The organism is Nitrospira sp., from assembly GCA_030653545.1.
GTDB lineage: Bacteria > Nitrospirota > Nitrospiria > Nitrospirales > Nitrospiraceae > Nitrospira_D.
Map to the genome: position 1 here is coordinate 315202 of JAURZE010000026.1, position 19490 is coordinate 334691.

Genomic DNA, 19490 nt, shown 5'->3' on the forward strand with positions numbered 1-19490 from the left:
CTTATCCGGCTATCGCTTGATTCCTAGAGGCAAATTCGTAGGCCTCAATCAAAGCTTTGGCTACAACAGCCCACGAATAGACCTCATGAACACGATCGGCCCCGGCTCGCGACAAACGTACCCTCAACGCCTGGTCACCAAGCAATTCCAATATGGCTCGGGCAAATTCGACTTCGGAGTCCGCCAAAAGCAAATGCTTGTCATGCCTCAAGGAAAGACCCGAAGCCGCAAACGAAGTTGCTACAACAGGCACTCCCATCGCCAGACTATCCAGGATCTTAAGCCGTGTCCCTCCACCGCTGAGGATCGGACAGATGCATACGGCCGCCTTCTGAAAGTATGGTCTAACATCATCTACGAATCCGGTGATGCAAATGCGAGAATCTGATCTTCCGAGCTGCACAAGCCAATCAGGCGGATTTCTTCCAGCTACACAGAGCTTTACCTCGGGCGACTGTGCGATAAGTCGTGGCCAAATCTTCTGCAGAAAATATTCCATGGCCTCCTGGTTCGGATGCATGTCCATACTGCCGCAAAACAGGATTGTGTTCCCGCCGGGATCAAGCCGGGGAGTAAAGTAGCTCGTATCCACCCCATTTGGCACCACCCGGATATCAAGGCCTGGGCAAGCCCTCGATAACACAGCTCCTTCATCTTCTGACACGACGACATTGGCGCCAAATCGCGGACACCAGATCTGCTCAGCGGACGCCAGTTTCGAGGATTCTAATTCAAAGTATCTTCGCAAGAGCGGATTCGCTGCCTTCTTTGCCCGCACAGCAATTTTACTTGACTCAACGTCATGGTGAGTAAGAACAGTTCCAGCTTGGCCCACCAAATGATGGTACTGAGCCAAACCCAACGCATCGAAATGTACAACATCTGGGGCAAACTCCTTGACCGCCTTCCTTAGTTTCCTCGCCATTTCCTCTGACTTCAGCCAGAGAAAATCATAAGGTTCTCGTGACACCAGCCCCTGAATCGCGAGCCCGTATCGTGAGCGTAAGATGGACGACTGACGGAGGGGAACCCAATCGACCGATGCGCAGAATTTAGAGAGCGCAGCGACGCAATCTTCCGGAGTAATGTGTTCCGGCCGAGTCACCGGTTGATCGAAAGCCAACAGGTGCAACTCACACTGGCTCGCCACCTCGCGAATAAGATTGTAGTTTCGCTGAAGCGCACCACCCTTCGGTGGGTATCCGATATTGTGCCCAAGCCACAACACTTTCATTACCACATCCTCGCCAAATCAATCAGAAAGAAGGTGAGCAACTTGCGGCAGATGAGCATCCTGCAAGAAAAAGTAGTTCACACTCCAATGCCCCTTGACTCGTTTCCGAAGTTTTTTCCCGTCATACGAGTACGGCACATAGCCATATCGAGCCATGATCAAAAAGAATTCGTTATCGGGAGCATCCTGCATCGCCGCAGTTCCAGTAACCTCAATCATCAGTGCAGGTTTTACTCTTGCGAAGAACTGTGAGGCCCCTTTCAACACAGCCAGTTCATGCCCCTCCACATCGCACTTTACGAAAGTCACCCTTTCTGATAACCGTTCTAGAAACAGTGAATCTACCGACCTGAGAGGCACTTCAACCCTGTCAACCCGTGGCTCAGCAGACTTCCCCGAAACAATCCGAGCCATATAATAGTTCGTCCCCCCATATTCATGTTTTGGAAGCTCCATTACCGCAGTCCCATCCTTATCCGAGACTGCGCAATTGAAGAGCTCCACATTGGTCAACCCCAACCTCTTTATGACTGAAGAGAGCAGAGAAAAGGTTTCAGGAATTGGCTCTACTGCATAGACCTTCCCGCGCTCCCCCACCAACCTTGAAAGAACTGCACTGTACCATCCAATATTAGCCCCTAAGTCGATCACGGAATCCCCGGCGTGAACAAAACAGGTAATCGGCTCGATCTCAGCTTCCCAAAACCGTGGAACAACGTAAGCATAGTAATGCTTCTTGCCCCAGGCCAATACGAATTGGGGCAGCAGTGTTACGGCAAGCCTCTTTAAAGTGGACATGATAGAACCTCAAGAACCAGGGTTAGGGTGGTGGCTGTGAAAGATCAAAAAAGGCACTCAGTTACTATTTGGCGAAGAGGACTGAATGCTGCATTCAGAGGCCCCATCCTTCATTCCGAGCCCCTCAATGTTGACGGCAAGCATGGCAATGGCCGATGTATCATAGGCCTGCGCGCTAAACACTTTAGCTACATTGATCGCAGGTTTGCCGGGACGAAGAAGTTTCTGCAACACAGTCGCCACCCACGAGAGCGGCACCAGCACAAAGGTCGGGAGCCAGATCACCGTGAGATCCGGGTTGGCTTTGCGAAGATGATCCAACAACTCGCGTTTGGTCGGAGAGACGGGGTCGAGCAAGTTCAACGGACTCGGTACGCTCTCCCACCTATCGGTCATCCAGGCCAGGAACCGGCCGGCAAACCCCACATCCACAACACCCAGCCTATCGCGCGGCGAACCGACGGCCACAAAGAAATTTCCTAACCGCTTTCCGAGACGGCCCGGAGGATCGAAATCCCGATAATCCACTAAGGCGCCGGGACGAATCACCTTGACCAACAAGCCCAGCTCCTCTCCCAAATCAACGGCACGCCGTTCCGATTCGAGCTTGCCCCACACATAGGGCCCGGATCCCTTGCTATTCGGCTCCAGTGGATGATGGTCCCCGATCGGACCTCCGTGGCCCTGGGCCAACACTGCCAGACTGCTCACATGGATAAAATGCGCGACGCCGGCGGCAGCCGCGCCCCTGACCATGTGCGAAGTGGCATCGAGTGAATTTCGCTGGTGTTCCGGCCATCCGCCGGCAGTCTCTGCTGCTGCATGAATGACCGTATCGACTCCTTTGAACAAATGCGCTCCTGCGCCCGTTGCCACATCCGCCACGACATATTCAGCGCCGGCAATCCGTTCCCAAGGCGAAGGCTCGCGACGCGCCACCACACGAACGGGGCGACCGCGCCCCAGCAAAGCACGGACGATCTCCTTCCCGAGGAACCCGGTTCCGCCCGTCACCAGCACGCCCCGGCTCTCGACAGGCCTGGGGGCTGCCAACGCCAACGCCTTTGCCTCTCCGACCTTGAGCGCCTCGGCCACCCGCTCACAGATGCGAACGGTTTCAAGGAGACTTTCAGGAGAGAGCGGAGAAGGGGTGCTTGTCCGCACAGCCTCGTAGAAGGCACCGAAGAGTTCGGCCAGCCCAGGGTAGCTGCGCTGGCTCTTGAGAAACCGGCGCGCCATTGCCGACGTGGTTCCGGTCAGGAGTTGCCAGGCCTGCCGATAGGGAGCCAAGAGCTTGTCGACGCCCGACGAGCCTGGACCGATCGCCCGCTGCGTGGTGCTCCGGACATAATCGGCGAAGAGTGAGCCGTTTTTCCCGATCACCCGCAGATAGCTGTCAACTGGACGCCCTTCAAGTGTCACGACCAAGGTTCCGGTCACGCCACCGCGCCGGACGAGTGCATGCACCGTCCCGGCTTGGCTCACTTCGAGCGAGACCAGCTCGATGCGCCCCTCCCCCGACTGCTCGAGAACCCGCAACAGCAGATAGACCGGATGGGGCAGGATATCGAGCAATTGATGATCTGCACGGAGCACGGTGCGCCCACCGGGGGCATGTCGGACCGTACGGAAGGAAAAGTAACTCTCGACATGCACGACCCGGCCGATAGAAGGCAGGTATTCGGCAAGGACTGCAGTCGGGGACTCATAGAGTAATTGGTGACCGGCACAGATCAGGAGATTTCTTGCCCGGGCTTCATCCAGGATTTGTTGCGCATCCTCGACTCGCTCCGTAAATGGTTTCTCTACATAGATATGGCTGCCAGCCCTCAGGGCGGCCAATGCCAAAGGCCCATGGGAGGCCGGCGGGGTACAGATATGCACCACATCAGGTCGTTCAGCGGCCAATAGTTCTTCCGGGGTGCCATAACTCTTAACCCCGGGGACAATGCTCCGCATCGCCGCCTGGGCCGCATCAGAAGGATCGGCCACCGCAACCAGCTTGGCACCAGCGCATCTCAGGATGGCCCGGGCATGATGCTGAGCATGACGACCAGCGCCGAACAGTGCGATGCGAAGAGGACTCGTTCGTGAGACTGTTGGGTCAGAATTTGTCACAAGCTGTACCTACTCAGGGGTTCAGGCTGAAGGCTGATACGATATTAGAAGGAACTGACACTGATGCCCGCCGTAATTGAGAAGTCAGTCCAAACAACTCTTCTTTCGGAAACCCTGCGGTTACTCGATACACCAATATGGCTACTTCATCAGCCAACTCAAATGCCCGAAGTTTCGTATGATCACGCACGATGTACCACTAACATCCTTCGGCCTTCCGCCTATCTACCTGAGTAGTTACACAAGCCGTATCTCTTCATTGCTCTCATTGAGACAGCACCAATTCTTTATAGAGTCCTGCAACTCGATCCGCCATAGCCGTCGCAGAAAACTCCTGCACCACTCTCTTTCGAGCTTGCTCTCCCATTTTCATGGCGATCTCCGGGGAATCGATCAATTTCACGCAACTCTCTGCAAGTCGGGGTACATCCATCGGCTCAACGAGAATTCCCTCGACTCCGTCCTCAACAATTTCAGGGATCCCTCCCACCCGGCTGGCCACGACAGCCCGAGACGCCGCCATTGCCTCAAGCAAGGCCATGGGAATGCCCTCGCTCAACGAGGGAAGGACGAAAATATCTAAGGCCTGCAGTAATTCTTGAGTATCCTCTCGATGTCCTAAAAAGACAACGTTTTCGCTAATTCCAAAGTCGCGCGCCTGCGCCTCAAGATCCTTGCGAATCACTCCATCCCCCACGATCAGCAACCTCACATTCGCCCGCTGGCGCAGGAGAATGGAAATCGATTGAAGCAGGTAGGAAAGTCCCTTCACGGGGGTAAGCCGTCCGATTGTCCCGATCAGGCAGGTCTCGACATCAACCCCCAACTCTTGGCGTGTCAGCCATCGGTCAGCCTGAGTAGGATTCAGCTCCAGATCGATCCCATTTCGAATGCACGTAACAAGGGGGGCCGCTTCATCCGTCTTATACCTGCTCTCAATCTGAGATGAGACGCCGATGATGGCGTCGACACAGCATCGATATACTGTGCGCTCCACCAATTCATAAACATTCATCTTAAACGCCTGCAAACCTTTAAACGGTTCGCTGAGGCCATGGACCGTTCGTACAAGATGTGGAATCCCGCACAACTTACTAGCCGGCGCTGCCAGAATCATGTCTTTGTACTTGTGAGTATGAACGATCCTAGCCCGTGACTGTTTGAATTCGCGAACGAGCTCACAAAAGATCTTGCCGCTACTCCATCGATTCTCAGGAAACACCTTGACGCTAATGCCTAGCGCCTCAATCTCTGTCGCCAATCTACCTTCGTTGAATACGATCGCCGACAGTTGAATGTCGGCCCTGCCCACCAATTTTGACAACAGGACCTTGAGCTGAACTTCCGCTCCTGCCCAAAGATCACCTGTGGCAACATGACAGATAGAAATAGGTGTATGGGGGAATTCTCTCGAAGGTGGGAACACCTGCCGCACTCCTTGCGATCACTAGGGCATGGAGATATTCCATGTCCCGCTCTCCTTCACTCGCAATCAGCCTCCCTATATGGAAGCGCCTGAGAACCTATGAGCGAGTGGAAACAGGCCCTCCACCAAAGCGCGGGATCCGAGCCCCCCATGGCTGCAGCGGATGAGCTCCAGCAGGCATTGCTGCAGCCCCCTGCATCTCAGAAATATTTCTGAGTGCGACCACTAATGCCACCATGATCCATAAGCTCGGATACCATAAAATGGAAATGAACACACCGCTCACGATGAATCCGATCAGACTTCCCTCCATAGCCCGAGCAAGATAGACACGAATGTCTTCACGAGCTTGGGCTGGTTGGCGACCTGCCGTCCGCGCAACCGGAAGAGCGAGTTTGCGTGCGACCCATCGCAGGTCCCTGAAACTCTGTAAGATGATGCCTCCGATAAGGACTATTCCAGCGAGGCCCAACTCCGAGATCAAGGTAACCCATGCAGAATGAGCCTGCCGGCCTGCGATAGATTTTTCATGAAAGGTTCGGCTTCCCTGATATTTATCAAAGGTCCATGGGAAGTTGCTCTGCCCGACGCCAATAATAGGATTATAGAAGAACATTTCCATGCCAATCCCCCAGGTATAGAGCCTTTCGCCCCCGGTACCTTCGTTCATCGTCTCTTCACTAGTTGATGAAGTGATCTCATCCCAATACTTTTCAGGTGCCAGGACCGCCATAAACACTACGGCGACGGCAACCACAATCAGCGCATTCAGTTTCTTGGGAGAACGATACCAGCAATAGACTCCGACCGATGCCAGCCCGATAAACCCTCCGCGCGATACCGTTGCCATTGCGGCGAGAATATACGTTCCCAGGAGCGCCAGGTACTTCATCCGCAACGAGAACCCGGTTGCAGAGAGCAGTAGAAAGTAGGCAAACGGCACCGCCATATTCATGACCATACAAAAATCGTTCTCGTCGCCCATCCAGGCCCCAATACCGACTCCTCCTTTTGCAATCCCCATGATGGCCAAGAAGCCGTGGACACCCACCCAAAACTTCATCACCGTCAGCATCCTCTCCGTCGAATTCACGAAAGTTGTAATGCCAAGATAGGTGAAAAATAAGAGCACCATGTCTTTGAACGTCATCAAGGCGTGAAAATTATTGACCGCGATCGGGACATGGATAGCCATGACTCCAAAAAGCACGATCCACAGCTTTGTCTGGAGCCTGGAAAAATCCAGTTTCCCCGACATCAACACGTTGAGGAACAGCAACAGATTAATTCCTAGGGCGATGGGGATAAGCTTGAGTCCGGGAATCAACTCCTGAGGGCGGCCAAACTCAAACAGAAGGTACGCCATGACGAGGTAGAACCCCGCCTTGCTCTCCGAAGCTCCACTCGAACGTAAAGCAGGCATCGGCGTTCGTCCCTGGGTTCGAACAGACTTAAGATCGGGCAGCATTGATCACCACGGAAACTTGCAAATTGAAACGTCTACGCATTCAATTCGCGCCGGACAAAAGCGGCTTCAAGAGACTTGCATATAGAGCCTGATACCTGGAAATCATCTCGGCCTTACTGAAACGGCGATGTACCAGCTCGGCACCAGCCCGGCCAAACGCTCTAATCAATTCAGGATTATCTAGTAAAGCCATGAGCTGATCCGCAAGATCACTTGAGTTCTCCGGCAGAACCAAAAACCCCGTCTTACCGTGGTCAATCAGCTCGGGGTTTCCACCAACTTTCGTGGCCACCGCAGCTTTCCCAGACACCATGGCTTCTAGCAGCGCCATCGAGAGCCCCTCGGATAATGACGGCAACACAAAGACGTCCATGACTGACAAGAGCCGCTGAACATCATTCCTCATCCCCAGGAAACGGACATGCCCATCAACGCCAAGCCGCGTCGCTTGCTCTTTGAGCGTCATCTCCAATTCACCACGCCCGGCAATGAGGAGAACGGTCCCCGGATGTCGCTTAAGTATGGCCGGCAGGGCATCAAGCAGATGACGATGTCCTTTGACCGGATACAAACTCCCAACTGTCCCGATCACAGGAACACCTGCCGGAAGAGCCAACTCCGCTCTGCAGGCCTGCGAAGAGGCATCGCTCTCAACAGCCGGCGACTCTACCCCATTATAGATCACGTGCAGTCGCGACTCCGGAATACCGACCCGCTGAGAAACGAATCGCTTAAGATCCTCTGACACGACGACAAGCCGACCATACCGACTGACTATTCGATAAGCCAGGCGTCTGCGAAACTTCTCCCAATAATAATTTTTCCCGTGAACAGTTCCCACAAACGGCACCTTTGAAATTCTCGCCACGATCCATCCAAACAGAACGGCACTGAACTCATGAGCATGAATTACTGCTACCTGTTCCTCGCGAACCAGACGCAGGCAGTCCCGGAACCAGCCGATCTGAAGACCGCCTGGAAGTGGCAATAGTTTTGTCTCAACTCCCAGACGTTCACACTCGTCCTGGAGCCATCCTGGACGGAAGAGCCCAACAATAACGCGACAGTTTTGTTGGTTGAGGGCTGCCGCAAGACTGCTGATCACTCTCTCAGCACCACCGGGCCCACTGCTGGTCGACAGATGCAGAACCGTCGTCTTGTGTTCACCGGCAGTCATTTAATTACTTGGGTATCTGGAAATAACTGGCGTGTCTTCTGATCGCCCGTTCTCATATCCAATCGAGCTGCTAAGTTCTGGCAACATCGTTTCACTTGCTGATAACAAGTACGGAAATCTTCACTGGTCCCGCTATAAGGATCTGCAATTTCAAGAGGACCGGTAGGATCGAAGCGTCCCAACAACACCACCTTCCCGATCGTTTTTGGGTACAGACTATGAATCCGATCTTTTTGAGCTACCTCCATAACGATGATCAGATCTGACTTATCGAGCAACTCCGCGTGCACTTGGGTCGTCGTATGCTTCTCGAGCGACAGCCCGGACTCGAGCGCCGTGGCTTGGGCTTTGAGATGGGCCGGCTTCCCGGGAGTTGTTTCAAGTCCGGCCGAACGGATTGTGAGCGATCGTCCCGCCTGCATGGCAAGCGCGCGAAAACACACCTCCCCTAAGGGGCTCCGGCAGATATTGCCCTTGCAGACAAAGAGCACTGACTGAACGGATTCCGGCAATCGGACTTCCGCCCACCGCTCATAGCGATGGCGAGCGAAGTTCAGCTTGCCGATGAAATATCCCCCCGTCGCACGGAGCGCCCGCAGAAAGGTCCAGCAATGCGCTCCCACACTTGGCGTGTCACCCATATTCATCGAGCTCCTCTCGCTAACTGGCTCATCCAGGCACGATACTCCACCAATGCCGGGCGAGGATCGCTCAGCGATTCCACTTCATAATGCAGATTCCGCTGAAACAGCTTCGCGAATTCCGCCGCGCAACGCCACCGTGACGGCGCGTGCGGGCCGAGATGAAGCGTGGCGTTCGTTTTGGTCAGACGCATGAGCAGATGGTCCAGATCGCCCAGGAACCATCGGGACTGGGTACCGATGCGATAGGAGTTGTCCGGAATCGCCACAGACTGCCCGCTCGCAACCTGATAGAGGAGATAGGGAATGTTAAGACCCGCATCGATCGCCAACTGCAAGGACCCCCAGAACCGCCCGTTGATCTCCATCAGTCTCGGAATCTTGGAGGTTTGATCGACCTTGAACTCGACCATCGCCACGCCATGCCATTTCACGTGTTCCAATAACTTGACCGCGTAGTCGGTCATGGGCTTGGGAAGCTCGATGCTCTCTCTCAACACGCTCACTCCTCCGGCCGGCGGCTTTTCTCTGATTCGCCGATGCGCAAAGAGTGCGCAGGGTCTTCCATGATCGAACAGCCCGAATACTCCCTGGCCCTCCCCCTCAACCCGCTGCTGAATGAGCGAGGGATTTTTCAAATAAGGGACCCTCCGATACAGATCAATCAACTCATCCACAGATGACACAAAATGGACGCTGGTCTTGCCCCATCCATGGTCGGTCATCAGAAGCGATCGTCCCGGCTTCACCACAACAGGGAATGATGTCACCTGGTCGAGCACGGACGCGAGATCTCCGTCCGGGACATAGACCGTAGTGGGAATCGGCACGCCCAGCTCCTGGGCGACTTTCATCAACCGGTATTTGTCGGATACCAGTTCATAACTTTCCAACTGCGGGATGGCATTCAAGACAGCAGCAGGAAATTGCTCTCGCCTGGCTGCGAGCACCTGAGTCGTAGCATCCGTCACCGGCATAATAGCGGTCACGCCCAACCGGCCGACCCCATCGATCACACTGGACACAAACCGGGAAGGATCTTCCAGCGGCGACGGATACTGCCAGGCCTGATGACAGTACTTCGAAGCTCCAGCTAAGGACTTCAGCGTTTCGGCTCCAACCACCACCTGAATGCCTGCTTGCCCCAAGCTTCGGGTGACAGCGAGGGCGGCACGCTCCTGACCATCCGTCACTAGCACGCAAGGCTTCGACCCCATTACGATTTCGGTCCTCTACGAACATGCTGCTCTGCCATCGGCCTATCGAATACCGGATAGCGCCAATGCGAGCAGCGGATCTGATGAACTGCTGTCCTCATGCAGGCTGACCCTTTTCAGCGCGTACGGATCGCCTGGGCGATCACCCTCCAGCCCTATCTCACAACCCACCGCGGCGCGATACCCGCTCTCTCTGACCAGCTTTTGAATATCCGGATTAAAATTTCCATTGGGATAACAGAATGTCGAGGACGGCGTGACCCCTTGTTGAAGCATCGCATTTCGTGACTCGGTCAACTCGCGGCTGACTTCCGACAACGGAATGTTCGTCAGAATCCTGTGCGAGCAGGAATGCGATCCGAATGACACACCCTGAGCGGCCATCTCGCGCACCTCGGTCCAATCAAGCAGGACCCGCTCCGAAGGAAGGTCCATACCAAGGACACGACCGAGACGGTCTATGAGAGCTTCAATTTCATCGACCGCTCTGTCTTTACAGAGTTCTATGATCCCACCGGCGTCAATCGGCAGACCTGACTTTACGAACATGAAGCCCCCATCGTCAGCGGACTGACGGACTCCGACCGTATCAGCCAAGACCGCTGAGACCTCATCACGGGTCGTCGGGCCGCTCCTCTGGGATCCGGCCTGCGCCAAAACCAACATCATCCGATCCGGCCAAAACCATCGAGGTGTTCCGATAAAATCTGTCGCAAGAAAGATCGTCGCCGGGACCGCATACCTTCTCAGGATAGGAAAGGCGAACTGATAATTATCCCGCCATCCATCATCAAACGTAATGACGCAGTAAGACCGGTCGCGCTTGAACTGATTTGTCCGCCACAGGTCCAGCAGCTCATCCAAGGAGAGAATCCTAAATCGCTCCCGAAGATAGGCGATGTGAGCGGCAAAGGACTCCTCCAACATGTACATGCCGGGCTGAATGTGCTGACGTTCCACTACTTCGTGAGACACAACCCGGTGATAGGTCAACACGATCACGCGCCCCTGATGCCGGAACTGTGAAAGCCCGGAAACAGAATAGAGTCCGCCTAATGCCCTCCAGGTTGCGGCCTTGAGTCGTGCGATCACACCATCACCCCAAATGCGCCATCAGATCGTCCTGCACATAACTCTCATTGCTGGCAACCAACCACGCCTAGAAGAGCGTGTAGATAAACGGCGCAACGGCCGACCCCTGGGTCAAGACAATCAGACTGCCGAGTAAAACAAGCACAAGAATGATCGGTAGGAGCCAGAATTTCTTCCGCTCTTTCATGAACGCCCACAACTCTTGAATAAAATCGCCCATCTGTCGTCCTCCTGGAAATAGATCCGTTCAAAACATGTTCTTCATATGAGCCGCCGGTCTAGGGGTGCGAATCACCCGGTATGTCGGCGCATCGGGGTCAAATCCTCGACACATGGGATCGCGGCCCGCCAGCTTCATCACCAGACCCATCGGCGTCACAATCCCGTAAAATAGGACGCCTAAAATAATGCGGGTATTGATCCATCCCATCACATGCCCGACCCACATCCACCCTTGATACAGGTGCTTCAAGATTGCCGGCACAGCGAGGCCAGCCACAGACAAGAGCGCACCGAGCACCACCGCCCACTCCCGTATGGCCTCCTGCCGCCAGAGAAACGGCCACAGCCCGATCACCAGGAAGACCCCGCCGACCATGAGACCGAACTGGCGGAGCGTTTTGTTCGTTACCTCAACATTTTCCATCGGTTATCCCTTTCTGTACAGGCAAAACACATTATCGCTTAGAAGGAGTCCACGACACGATACGTTCCCCGCGGCAATAGCGGACCCAGGCATCGAGAATCGAGACATTCACCATCACAAAAAACGACGGGATCCGCAGCACCCCGACACTCGGCAAGCGCGTGGTGACAAGATAGGCCAGCGCCATGGCATAAAACCCCGCTTGGGCCATCAACGCTCCTTGATAGAACAGCGACGATGGCGCGAGCATGCCGTTGGCCCCTAACGCCCCGATCATCGCAAAAGGAACCAGCCAACGACACAGTTTATGGCTGATCAGTTGCCAGGCGAACAGGTGATACCGGAACGGGTTGAGAAGAGCCAAGCTCTTCATAAACACGGAAATCCCCCGGACGATCGTACGCACCTTGCGATCGTATTCCTTCTTTGGATCGGCCAGATTCTTGTAGAACCCGATGCTCTCCGGATCCGCCACTCCGCGCAGCCCTAGCCTGACACTATTGAGCAACGTGTTGAAGTCGCTCTGGAGGTCCGGCGCCCAATTCTGGCACACAGATCGACGGGCGGCAAAGAAGGACCCGCTCAGCCCGACCAAGGTATTGACCCGCGTTTCGAGATTCCGGAGAAACATCTCGTAGCGGACGTAGGCACCCTCCCCGCTCACCGCTCCATCCACATCGATAAACCGGTCAACGCTGCTGACACAGCCGACCGTCGGGTCCGCGAAGTTCCGCACCATCGTGGAGATGGCCTGGGGTTCGAGCATCGTGGCCGTATCGGAAAATACTAGAATCTCTCCGGTCGTCGACTCGACGGCAAGTTTCTGCGCCGCCTCCTTCCCGCCCTTCGCGCTCGACCGAACTAATCGAATTCCGGAGGGCCCATACGAGCGGACCAGGTCATCGGTCCCGTCTGTGGAGCAGTCGGACGCCACAACAATATCGAGACGCTCGCGGGGATAATCTTGCCGAAGCGTATTCTCCAACTTTTCTCGAATCCGTTTCTCCTCATTATAGGCCGTGATAATCAAGGAAACCGTCGGGTGGTGCGGGGATTTTCTCACCGGACGATTACGCAGAACGCCTATCGCCATCAGCAGCAACGGATACCCCATATAGGCATAGAATACGAATGCGACCGACAGCCAGAATATCGAGAGCATGCAATTAGAAAGTGTCATCAGGCGCTATTCCGCCAGCTTCTCACCGGGACGTGACGATGCCCGGCGCCTTGAGTAGCTGAATCTCCGTCCCCGGTACTGCCTGGAGCAGAGACCTCCCCTTGGACAGCCAGTATACGGTCGATCTTCCGCCGGTCCTGCTCCGATACAAACTGATGCGTGGGCAGAGTGACGATTCGATCCACGACCTCCTGCGCGCCGGGGTACCTCCGGTCTACCAATTGCCCGGCCAATTCCGGTATTTCCTGAATGGTAGCCGGATAGTTCTGACTCAGTCCTGCCCCCTGCTCGCGACTTAGCCGACAAACCGCCTCTTTAGCTTCTCGACCTTGGACTAACACAGGCAGCCGAAGAAATAGCGAGCCCTCTCCCATGATGGGCTGTACGCCCTTCCGGGCGAGGTTCAGCCCTTCAATGAGCCACCGGGCGCGGGACGACCGTCCCTGATTGGCGCGCGCCAATCTCCCTTGCCAGCCCTTGAGCAGATGCGCCCGAACCTCATCCATTCGACACGCCTGAAAGTCTGTGTAGAACTTGGTTTCACCAAGCCCGAGGAAAGGGAGCCCCGCGGGAAACCAGTACAACGCCGGATGGATAAAGATGCGCATCACCAGGAGCTCTAGCCAATTGCGAAAGACTTCAAGCCGAGGGGCTTCCGACAAGCTCGCGTATTCCGCTTCGATCGCTTGCGCGATCGGAGCAGAGCTGGTCAAAATAATTCCACCTGAACCACACGTCAGATTCTTTCCCCGGCCCAGGCTAAAGAACCCTACATCCCCGATCGTTCCAAGGAGGCGGTTGCCAACCTGACCTCCCATCGCCTGCGCGGCATCCTCAACCACGAAGATGCCCTTCCCCTCACACAACTGTTTTACCCGTTCGGTATCGGCAGGACGGCCAAACAGATGGGTGGACACCACACAGAGGACATTCTCGTCGAGCAATCCCTCAAGCTCGGGAAATTTGAAATCAAGCGTCTCCGGATCCACGTCACAGAGCACCACCTCCAGCCCGGCCTTTACGATCGCAGACGGAACGGAAAAACACGTATAGGCGGGAATGATCACCTGCCGCCTTCGACTCAATACAGATAACGCTTTGAGAATAACCGTCAGGGCCGCTTTCCCAGACGACACCAAAAAGGCAGCGCGCACGGCATAGTGGGCCTTCAGCTCACTGACCAGGCGCGTTCGGTGTTTCTTGCCCCCCCAGAGACTCCCGACGGAGCACAGGAGACTCCCAAACGGAAGCGGAGCGGCTGTCGGTGGAATGGTTCGCTGCGGGGTCATGGCAGATATTTAACCAGATGTGGGCCGACCAGATTTGCGACAGGCACCGGAAGGCATTTCCACGCTGCAATGGCAGCCTTATACTTAGGGTTATCCGGATTCAATTCCGGAATTGTGCGCCCCTCGGAAAGCCAGTAATACCAGTACAACTGATGCGGCTGCGCGCCCCATTGCGCTTTGAACCGATAGGTTCCGCTATCGACTGAGGATCGGCCAAAGTCAAACTCCTTGAATCCCTCGCGACAAGCAAACTCCAGGACCGCCCCATACAAAAGCATGTTCGGAGACAGTCGGCTAAATCGCTTATCTGACGCGGCCCAGGGGATTTCGAGCCGATTCCGAAAACCATACAGGAATCCTGAAGCAAGCGGAGCTCCGTTGAGAGAGACCACGCACAGTCGCGCTTCTTTGGGAAAGGTCTCGAGGATCGCTTCAAAGAACCCTTTCTCATAGACCGGCGTACCAAGGTCCCGCATACATCGGGCAAAGACACGATAATAGTCCCCCAGCAACTCCGCACCACCAATCCTGACCTCCATACCCTCCTTCTGCGCCCGTCGAACCTGGCTGCGCAACTTTGAAGGAAACGCCTTGAGCAAGGTCTCGTAGTCTGGAGGGAGCGCGAGGCGCATCGACACTTTTTTCGATCGGACGGGCCACTCCGTTGCCAGAGACTCCTCCTGCCTCAATTCGATATGAGCTGCGCCGACCTCCTGAGCCGTCACCGCCGCGGCTTTCAGCAGCGTGCAAGCCGCATCCGCATCATCAGCCAAGACTCCGCCATAATTGAAAAATGCCATGGAGGTGAGGAATCGCCCGAACATCGGACTCTTTGTGAAGACAAGGGGAAGGACGCCGCGGACTTTCCCCTCATCATCCTTGGCCATCAGGTAGGGCGAGGAATGGCCGAATACTTTCCGAACGACGCCCCGCCAAGCGAGCAGATGGTAACCCGATGCCCGCGGGTGATTCAGTACGTACTGGTCCCACAAGGCTTCGTCATAAGCATCCTGAAGGAGTACGATGTTCACGGTATCTTGCCTTATCGCGCATTCAGGAACGTGAAGGAGGTTCTAGCAGGATGCTGAAAAAGTCCGCCAGCGGCGTTCTCGCTTCACAAACAGGCTCAACGTACCGAAGCGTACGCCTCGCCTCTTCGCTCGCTGCGGCCTTGCTGGACAGCCTTTTTGCGCATCCTAAGGGTATTCTGGCCCCAACATCATACGGAATATTCCAACCGTATTTTCAGATACACCGAGTTTTTCCGCAGCCTGCTAGACGGCCTGCCGCCCACAGGCCTTGCGAGACTCCATGACAGCCTGAAGGGCTTTCTCGAGCGCCTGGCCCATCGCAGCCCACGAATACTGCTGTTGCACACGGGCCAATCCATTGCCCGCGATCCGGCTGACAGTTGTTGGATCCGAAAGCAACCCCACAACCTTCTCTGCAAAATCCCGCGGTCCATCGGCGAGCAACACCTCACGATTGTCGGCGAGATCCAATCCGTCTATGCTCAGCGATGTCGCGACGATCGGCTTCTGCATCGCCATTGCCGCAAGAATCTTGTTCTTGACTCCGGACCCATATCTCAACGGGCACACGAAGATCCCAGCCTGACTGAGATAGGGCCGCACATCATCCACTCTTCCTGTCACATGTACGCCGGGAATTCGTCCCAGATCCTTGACTCGGTCCGTCGGATCACTGCCGACAATCCAGAATTCCGCCTTGGGCCGTTGTTCAAGGACCAGAGGGAAAATCTCTCGCGCAAAAAATAGAGCCGCATCTTCATTGGGGCCATACCCCATGACGCCGGTAAACACAATCTTGTCAGCGTCGACACTCGAATGGTCCGGAGCGAAGTACTCCATATCGACGCCGTTCGTAATGGTCATCGCATTGCTTGCCGGCGAGACTTCGCGGATTACTTGCTCATCCACAGAAGAATTCGTGACGACAAGACCGAACTTCCGCCCAAGCGACCCCTCGATCTGTTGTATTCGCATCAAGTGGCTGTAGATCGCGAGACGCCGCCGCCCCCCGCGGGTCGTTTTAAGCATCCTCCTCGCCATCAGCGTCATCGAATCATGCAGGTCGATAATTGCGGGAACGTCGAGTCCCGGGTCAACGTACTGCCCCATGGGCAGCAAGTCGACATAGATCAGATCGCAGCGATTCCGGATGCATATCTCGCGAGCCTTGCTGCGAATGGCCTGGTAATACTCCGGAAACCGGAAACGCGTTTCAAAGCTGGCGGCCAAATGCAGTCGATGCCACTGCTGCCCCCACCAGGTCATGGCCGGCGGATCAGGCAATACCTCAACCGTCGAAAAGACTTTGGCTGCGGTTGGATCGTTCAGGAAGGACTGATGTCGTTCGCCGGAGGAACAATAGGTGAGTAGATACAACTCATGCTGCCGGGAGAGTTCCCGGCAGAGATTGAACAGACGCGGAGACCCGGGCATCTTTGACGTCGCGGGAATATCTGGAGCCAATACTAGTATTTTCATCGCAAACTACTCGCCGACAACGCACGGTCCTCGCCTCATCACCAACAAATACCGTCATAGGACGCGGTCAGACCTTCCCGACCTTCGATCCGTGCCAAGTCGATAATGAGCTGGTCTGGCCGCATGCGTTTCAACGCGGGCAGAAACTCGGCCGACGCATATCCGACAACCACGACTTGGGCCGCGTCCACGAGATCTGTTGCCTGATCGACCAGCAATGAAGACAGATGGGGAATATGCTCTTCGATAAACCGCTTATTCGCGCCGATTAAGCGGCTGGTCGCCACATTCTTATCATAGATTTTGACCTGAAACCCCTTGCCGAGCAGAGTCTCGATGACTTCAACCAAGGGGCTTTCTCGAAGATCGTCGGTATCCGGCTTGAACGTCATCCCAAGAAATCCGACTTTCTTCTTCCCCAGGCCCACGATCCGCTGAATGACACCCTTAATGTGAACCGCATTGCTCTGAAGAATGGCGTTCAAGACCGGCACCTCGACATCCGTCCGCTTCGCCTGATAGGAGAGCGCGCGAAGATCCTTGGGGAGACAGGACCCTCCAAATGCAAAACCAGGCTTCAGATACACTTTCGACAGATTCAACTTTGTATCTTGGCAGAAGATGTCCATGACCGCATGGCTATCGATACCGAGTCGCTTGCAGATATTTCCGATCTCGTTCGCAAACGTCACTTTCAAAGCATGAAAGGCATTGTCGGAATACTTCACCATCTCTGCGGCTCGGATCGACGTCCGAATGGTCGGCGCGGTGATACCGGCATAGATTTCTTCCACCACATCCCCCTCGCCGGCCTGCCGCTCGCCGATCACAATCTTCGGAGGATGGTAATAATCTTTCACCGAGGTTCCCTCCCGGAGAAACTCGGGGTTGTAACAGACAAACAGGCCGTTACCGACCGTCTTTCCCGAAAATTTCTCAAGAATGGGGATCGCCACGTCCTCCGTCGTTCCCGGCAGAGTCGTGCTGCGAAAGACCACTGTATGCGGGGTCTTTTTATCGCGTAGGGCCAACCCGATATCCTCGCAGACCCGCTTCATATGCGTGAGATCCAGGCTGCCGTTGGCTTGACTCGGCGTCCCCACACAAATGAATGAGACATCGGTATTCTGAATCCCTTCAGCCGATGACACCGTGGCTTGTAACAAACCTTGCTTCTGAGCTTTGGCGATAAAGTCCGAGATGTCGGGTTCAACGATGGGAGCGGCCCCTGAATTGATCGAGGCCACCTTGTCGGCATTGACGTCGACGCCCCAGACCGTGTGCCCACTGGAGGCAAGACAGCCCGCCGAAACGGTTCCCACATACCCCAGGCCGAAGACACTGATTTTCATCGCCATCACCCTCTCCTCACGCTAAACATACTCGTTCGTTTCGCTCCGCCGACACGGGGCGATCAGATGACCTGACGGAAGTATTCGATCGTCTTTCGCAGGCCGTCCTCCAACTCGACTTTCGGCTCCCATCCGAGAAATTCCTTGGCGCGCCGGATATCCGGCCGACGCACCTTTGGATCATCCACCGGCAAGGGCTTATGCTCGATCGTGCTCTTGGAACCCGTGAGTTTGAGCACCAGATCTGCAATCTGCTTGACGGTCAACTCTCGTGGATTCCCGATGTTCACTGGATCATGCATGGTCTCCTTCAAGGGCTGGTCTGACTTCGTCAGGAAGCTTGATCGGTCGGTCCGCTCAGCCACAGACTTGTCCGAATCGATCAACAGGAGTTCCGTAATGCCCCGCACAAGATCATCGACATAGCAGAAGCTTCGCGTCTGGTTGCCATCGCCAAAAATGGTCAGCGCTTTGCCTTGAAGCGCTTGAACGACAAAGTTTGAGACGACCCGACCGTCGTGCGGACGCATCCGTGGGCCATAGGTATTGAAGATACGCACAATCCGAGTATCCACACCATGATAGCGATGGTAGGCCATCGTCATCGCTTCGGCAAAGCGCTTTGCTTCATCATACACACCGCGCGCCCCGATCGGATTCACATTCCCCCAGTAGGACTCCGGCTGTGGATTGAGCAAGGGGTCGCCATAGACTTCGGACGTACTGGCCAACAACAGCCGCGCCCCTTTCGCCTTGGCCAAGCCCAACACTTTATGGGTACCCAAAGCCCCGACTTTCAGCGTCGCAATGGGCATCTCAAGATAGTCTTGCGGGCTCGCCGGGGAAGCAAAATGCAGAATCGCATCCAGCTGCCCGTCGATGTGAATATAGTCACAGATGTTGTACTTAATAAAACTGAACTTGGGGTTCCCCATCAAGTGCGCAACATTTTCGACGCGTCCGGTAATCAGGTTGTCCATGGCCACAACCTCATGGCCTTTGCCGATCAGTAAATCGCTTAAGTGACTTCCGAGAAATCCCGCTCCGCCCGTGATCAGTATGCGCATGGATCTACACTCCTTCTTCTGGCAACGTCATCGTTCATTCTCGACATGTGTCAGCAACTGGTTCTATTGAAAAAAAACAATCGCACATGAGCCAATTTACACGCGTAGCAGAGGATGCACCATTCTATTCTGCATTCTGAAAACTAACCGGATTCTTGCGAGTCTATGTACGGATCGCCTTCAATGACGCGCCCCCCGAAACAAAGCTGGCGCATTTTGAGGCCACCGTTTCCAGCCCGCTATTTACAGAAACAAAATGATCGGTGGCCCGGTTA

The 19490-nt window shown here is 55.1% G+C and carries 17 protein-coding genes; all 17 read right to left on the reverse strand.

The features are described from left to right. Window position 1: 1 nt before the first annotated feature. Window positions 2-1234 carry a glycosyltransferase family 4 protein gene (locus Q7U39_14440; GenBank protein MDO9119155.1) on the reverse strand — a complete coding sequence of 411 codons (1233 nt, stop codon included), beginning with the start codon at window positions 1232-1234 and terminating at the stop codon, window positions 2-4. 18 nt (window positions 1235-1252) lie between these two features. Beyond that, a complete protein-coding gene (locus tag Q7U39_14445; GenBank protein MDO9119156.1) occupies window positions 1253-2032 on the reverse strand; it encodes an FkbM family methyltransferase in 780 nt (259 codons plus the stop codon). Window positions 2033-2089: 57 nt separating this feature from the next. Next, a complete protein-coding gene (locus tag Q7U39_14450) occupies window positions 2090-4150 on the reverse strand; it encodes a Gfo/Idh/MocA family oxidoreductase (protein ID MDO9119157.1) in 2061 nt (686 codons plus the stop codon). A gap of 265 nt (window positions 4151-4415) precedes the next feature. Next, entirely contained in the window at window positions 4416-5372 is a 957-nt protein-coding gene (locus Q7U39_14455) for a glycosyltransferase (GenBank protein MDO9119158.1), read from the reverse strand. Window positions 5373-5673: 301 nt separating this feature from the next. Further along, window positions 5674-6999 carry an O-antigen ligase family protein gene (locus Q7U39_14460; protein ID MDO9119159.1) on the reverse strand — a complete coding sequence of 442 codons (1326 nt, stop codon included), beginning with the start codon at window positions 6997-6999 and terminating at the stop codon, window positions 5674-5676. A gap of 85 nt (window positions 7000-7084) precedes the next feature. Beyond that, window positions 7085-8221: a glycosyltransferase family 4 protein gene (locus tag Q7U39_14465; protein MDO9119160.1), complete on the reverse strand. Its 1137-nt coding sequence runs from the start codon at window positions 8219-8221 to the stop codon at window positions 7085-7087. Then, complete coding sequence (locus Q7U39_14470; GenBank protein ID MDO9119161.1) at window positions 8218-8862, reverse strand: low molecular weight protein-tyrosine-phosphatase; 645 nt, start codon at window positions 8860-8862, stop codon at window positions 8218-8220. The genes Q7U39_14465 and Q7U39_14470 overlap by 4 nt, the downstream gene beginning before the upstream one ends. Window positions 8863-8864: 2 nt before the next feature. After that, complete coding sequence (locus Q7U39_14475; protein MDO9119162.1) at window positions 8865-10079, reverse strand: ATP-grasp domain-containing protein; 1215 nt, start codon at window positions 10077-10079, stop codon at window positions 8865-8867. Window positions 10080-10121: 42 nt separating this feature from the next. Next, window positions 10122-11171, reverse strand: coding sequence for a polysaccharide deacetylase family protein (locus Q7U39_14480; GenBank protein ID MDO9119163.1), 1050 nt, complete (start codon window positions 11169-11171; stop codon window positions 10122-10124). A 67-nt stretch (window positions 11172-11238) separates the two neighbouring features. Beyond that, window positions 11239-11391: a DUF5989 family protein gene (locus tag Q7U39_14485; protein MDO9119164.1), complete on the reverse strand. Its 153-nt coding sequence runs from the start codon at window positions 11389-11391 to the stop codon at window positions 11239-11241. Between the two features lie 27 nt (window positions 11392-11418). Beyond that, complete coding sequence (locus Q7U39_14490; GenBank protein ID MDO9119165.1) at window positions 11419-11817, reverse strand: SxtJ family membrane protein; 399 nt, start codon at window positions 11815-11817, stop codon at window positions 11419-11421. Window positions 11818-11848: 31 nt separating this feature from the next. Beyond that, window positions 11849-12997, reverse strand: a complete 1149-nt coding sequence (locus Q7U39_14495; protein MDO9119166.1) for a glycosyltransferase family 2 protein — start codon at window positions 12995-12997, stop codon at window positions 11849-11851. After that, window positions 12997-14286: a DegT/DnrJ/EryC1/StrS family aminotransferase gene (locus Q7U39_14500; protein ID MDO9119167.1), complete on the reverse strand. Its 1290-nt coding sequence runs from the start codon at window positions 14284-14286 to the stop codon at window positions 12997-12999. Before Q7U39_14500 ends, Q7U39_14495 begins: the two co-directional genes overlap by 1 nt. Further along, entirely contained in the window at window positions 14283-15317 is a 1035-nt protein-coding gene (locus Q7U39_14505; GenBank protein ID MDO9119168.1) for a FemAB family PEP-CTERM system-associated protein, read from the reverse strand. Before Q7U39_14505 ends, Q7U39_14500 begins: the two co-directional genes overlap by 4 nt. Before the next feature lie 243 nt (window positions 15318-15560). Beyond that, the gene (locus tag Q7U39_14510) at window positions 15561-16796 is read right to left on the reverse strand and encodes a glycosyltransferase (protein ID MDO9119169.1); all 1236 of its coding nucleotides are present in this window, start codon (window positions 16794-16796) and stop codon (window positions 15561-15563) included. A gap of 38 nt (window positions 16797-16834) precedes the next feature. Next, window positions 16835-18154: a nucleotide sugar dehydrogenase gene (locus tag Q7U39_14515; GenBank protein MDO9119170.1), complete on the reverse strand. Its 1320-nt coding sequence runs from the start codon at window positions 18152-18154 to the stop codon at window positions 16835-16837. A 56-nt stretch (window positions 18155-18210) separates the two neighbouring features. Then, complete coding sequence (locus Q7U39_14520; GenBank protein MDO9119171.1) at window positions 18211-19215, reverse strand: SDR family oxidoreductase; 1005 nt, start codon at window positions 19213-19215, stop codon at window positions 18211-18213. Window positions 19216-19490 lie beyond the last annotated feature (275 nt).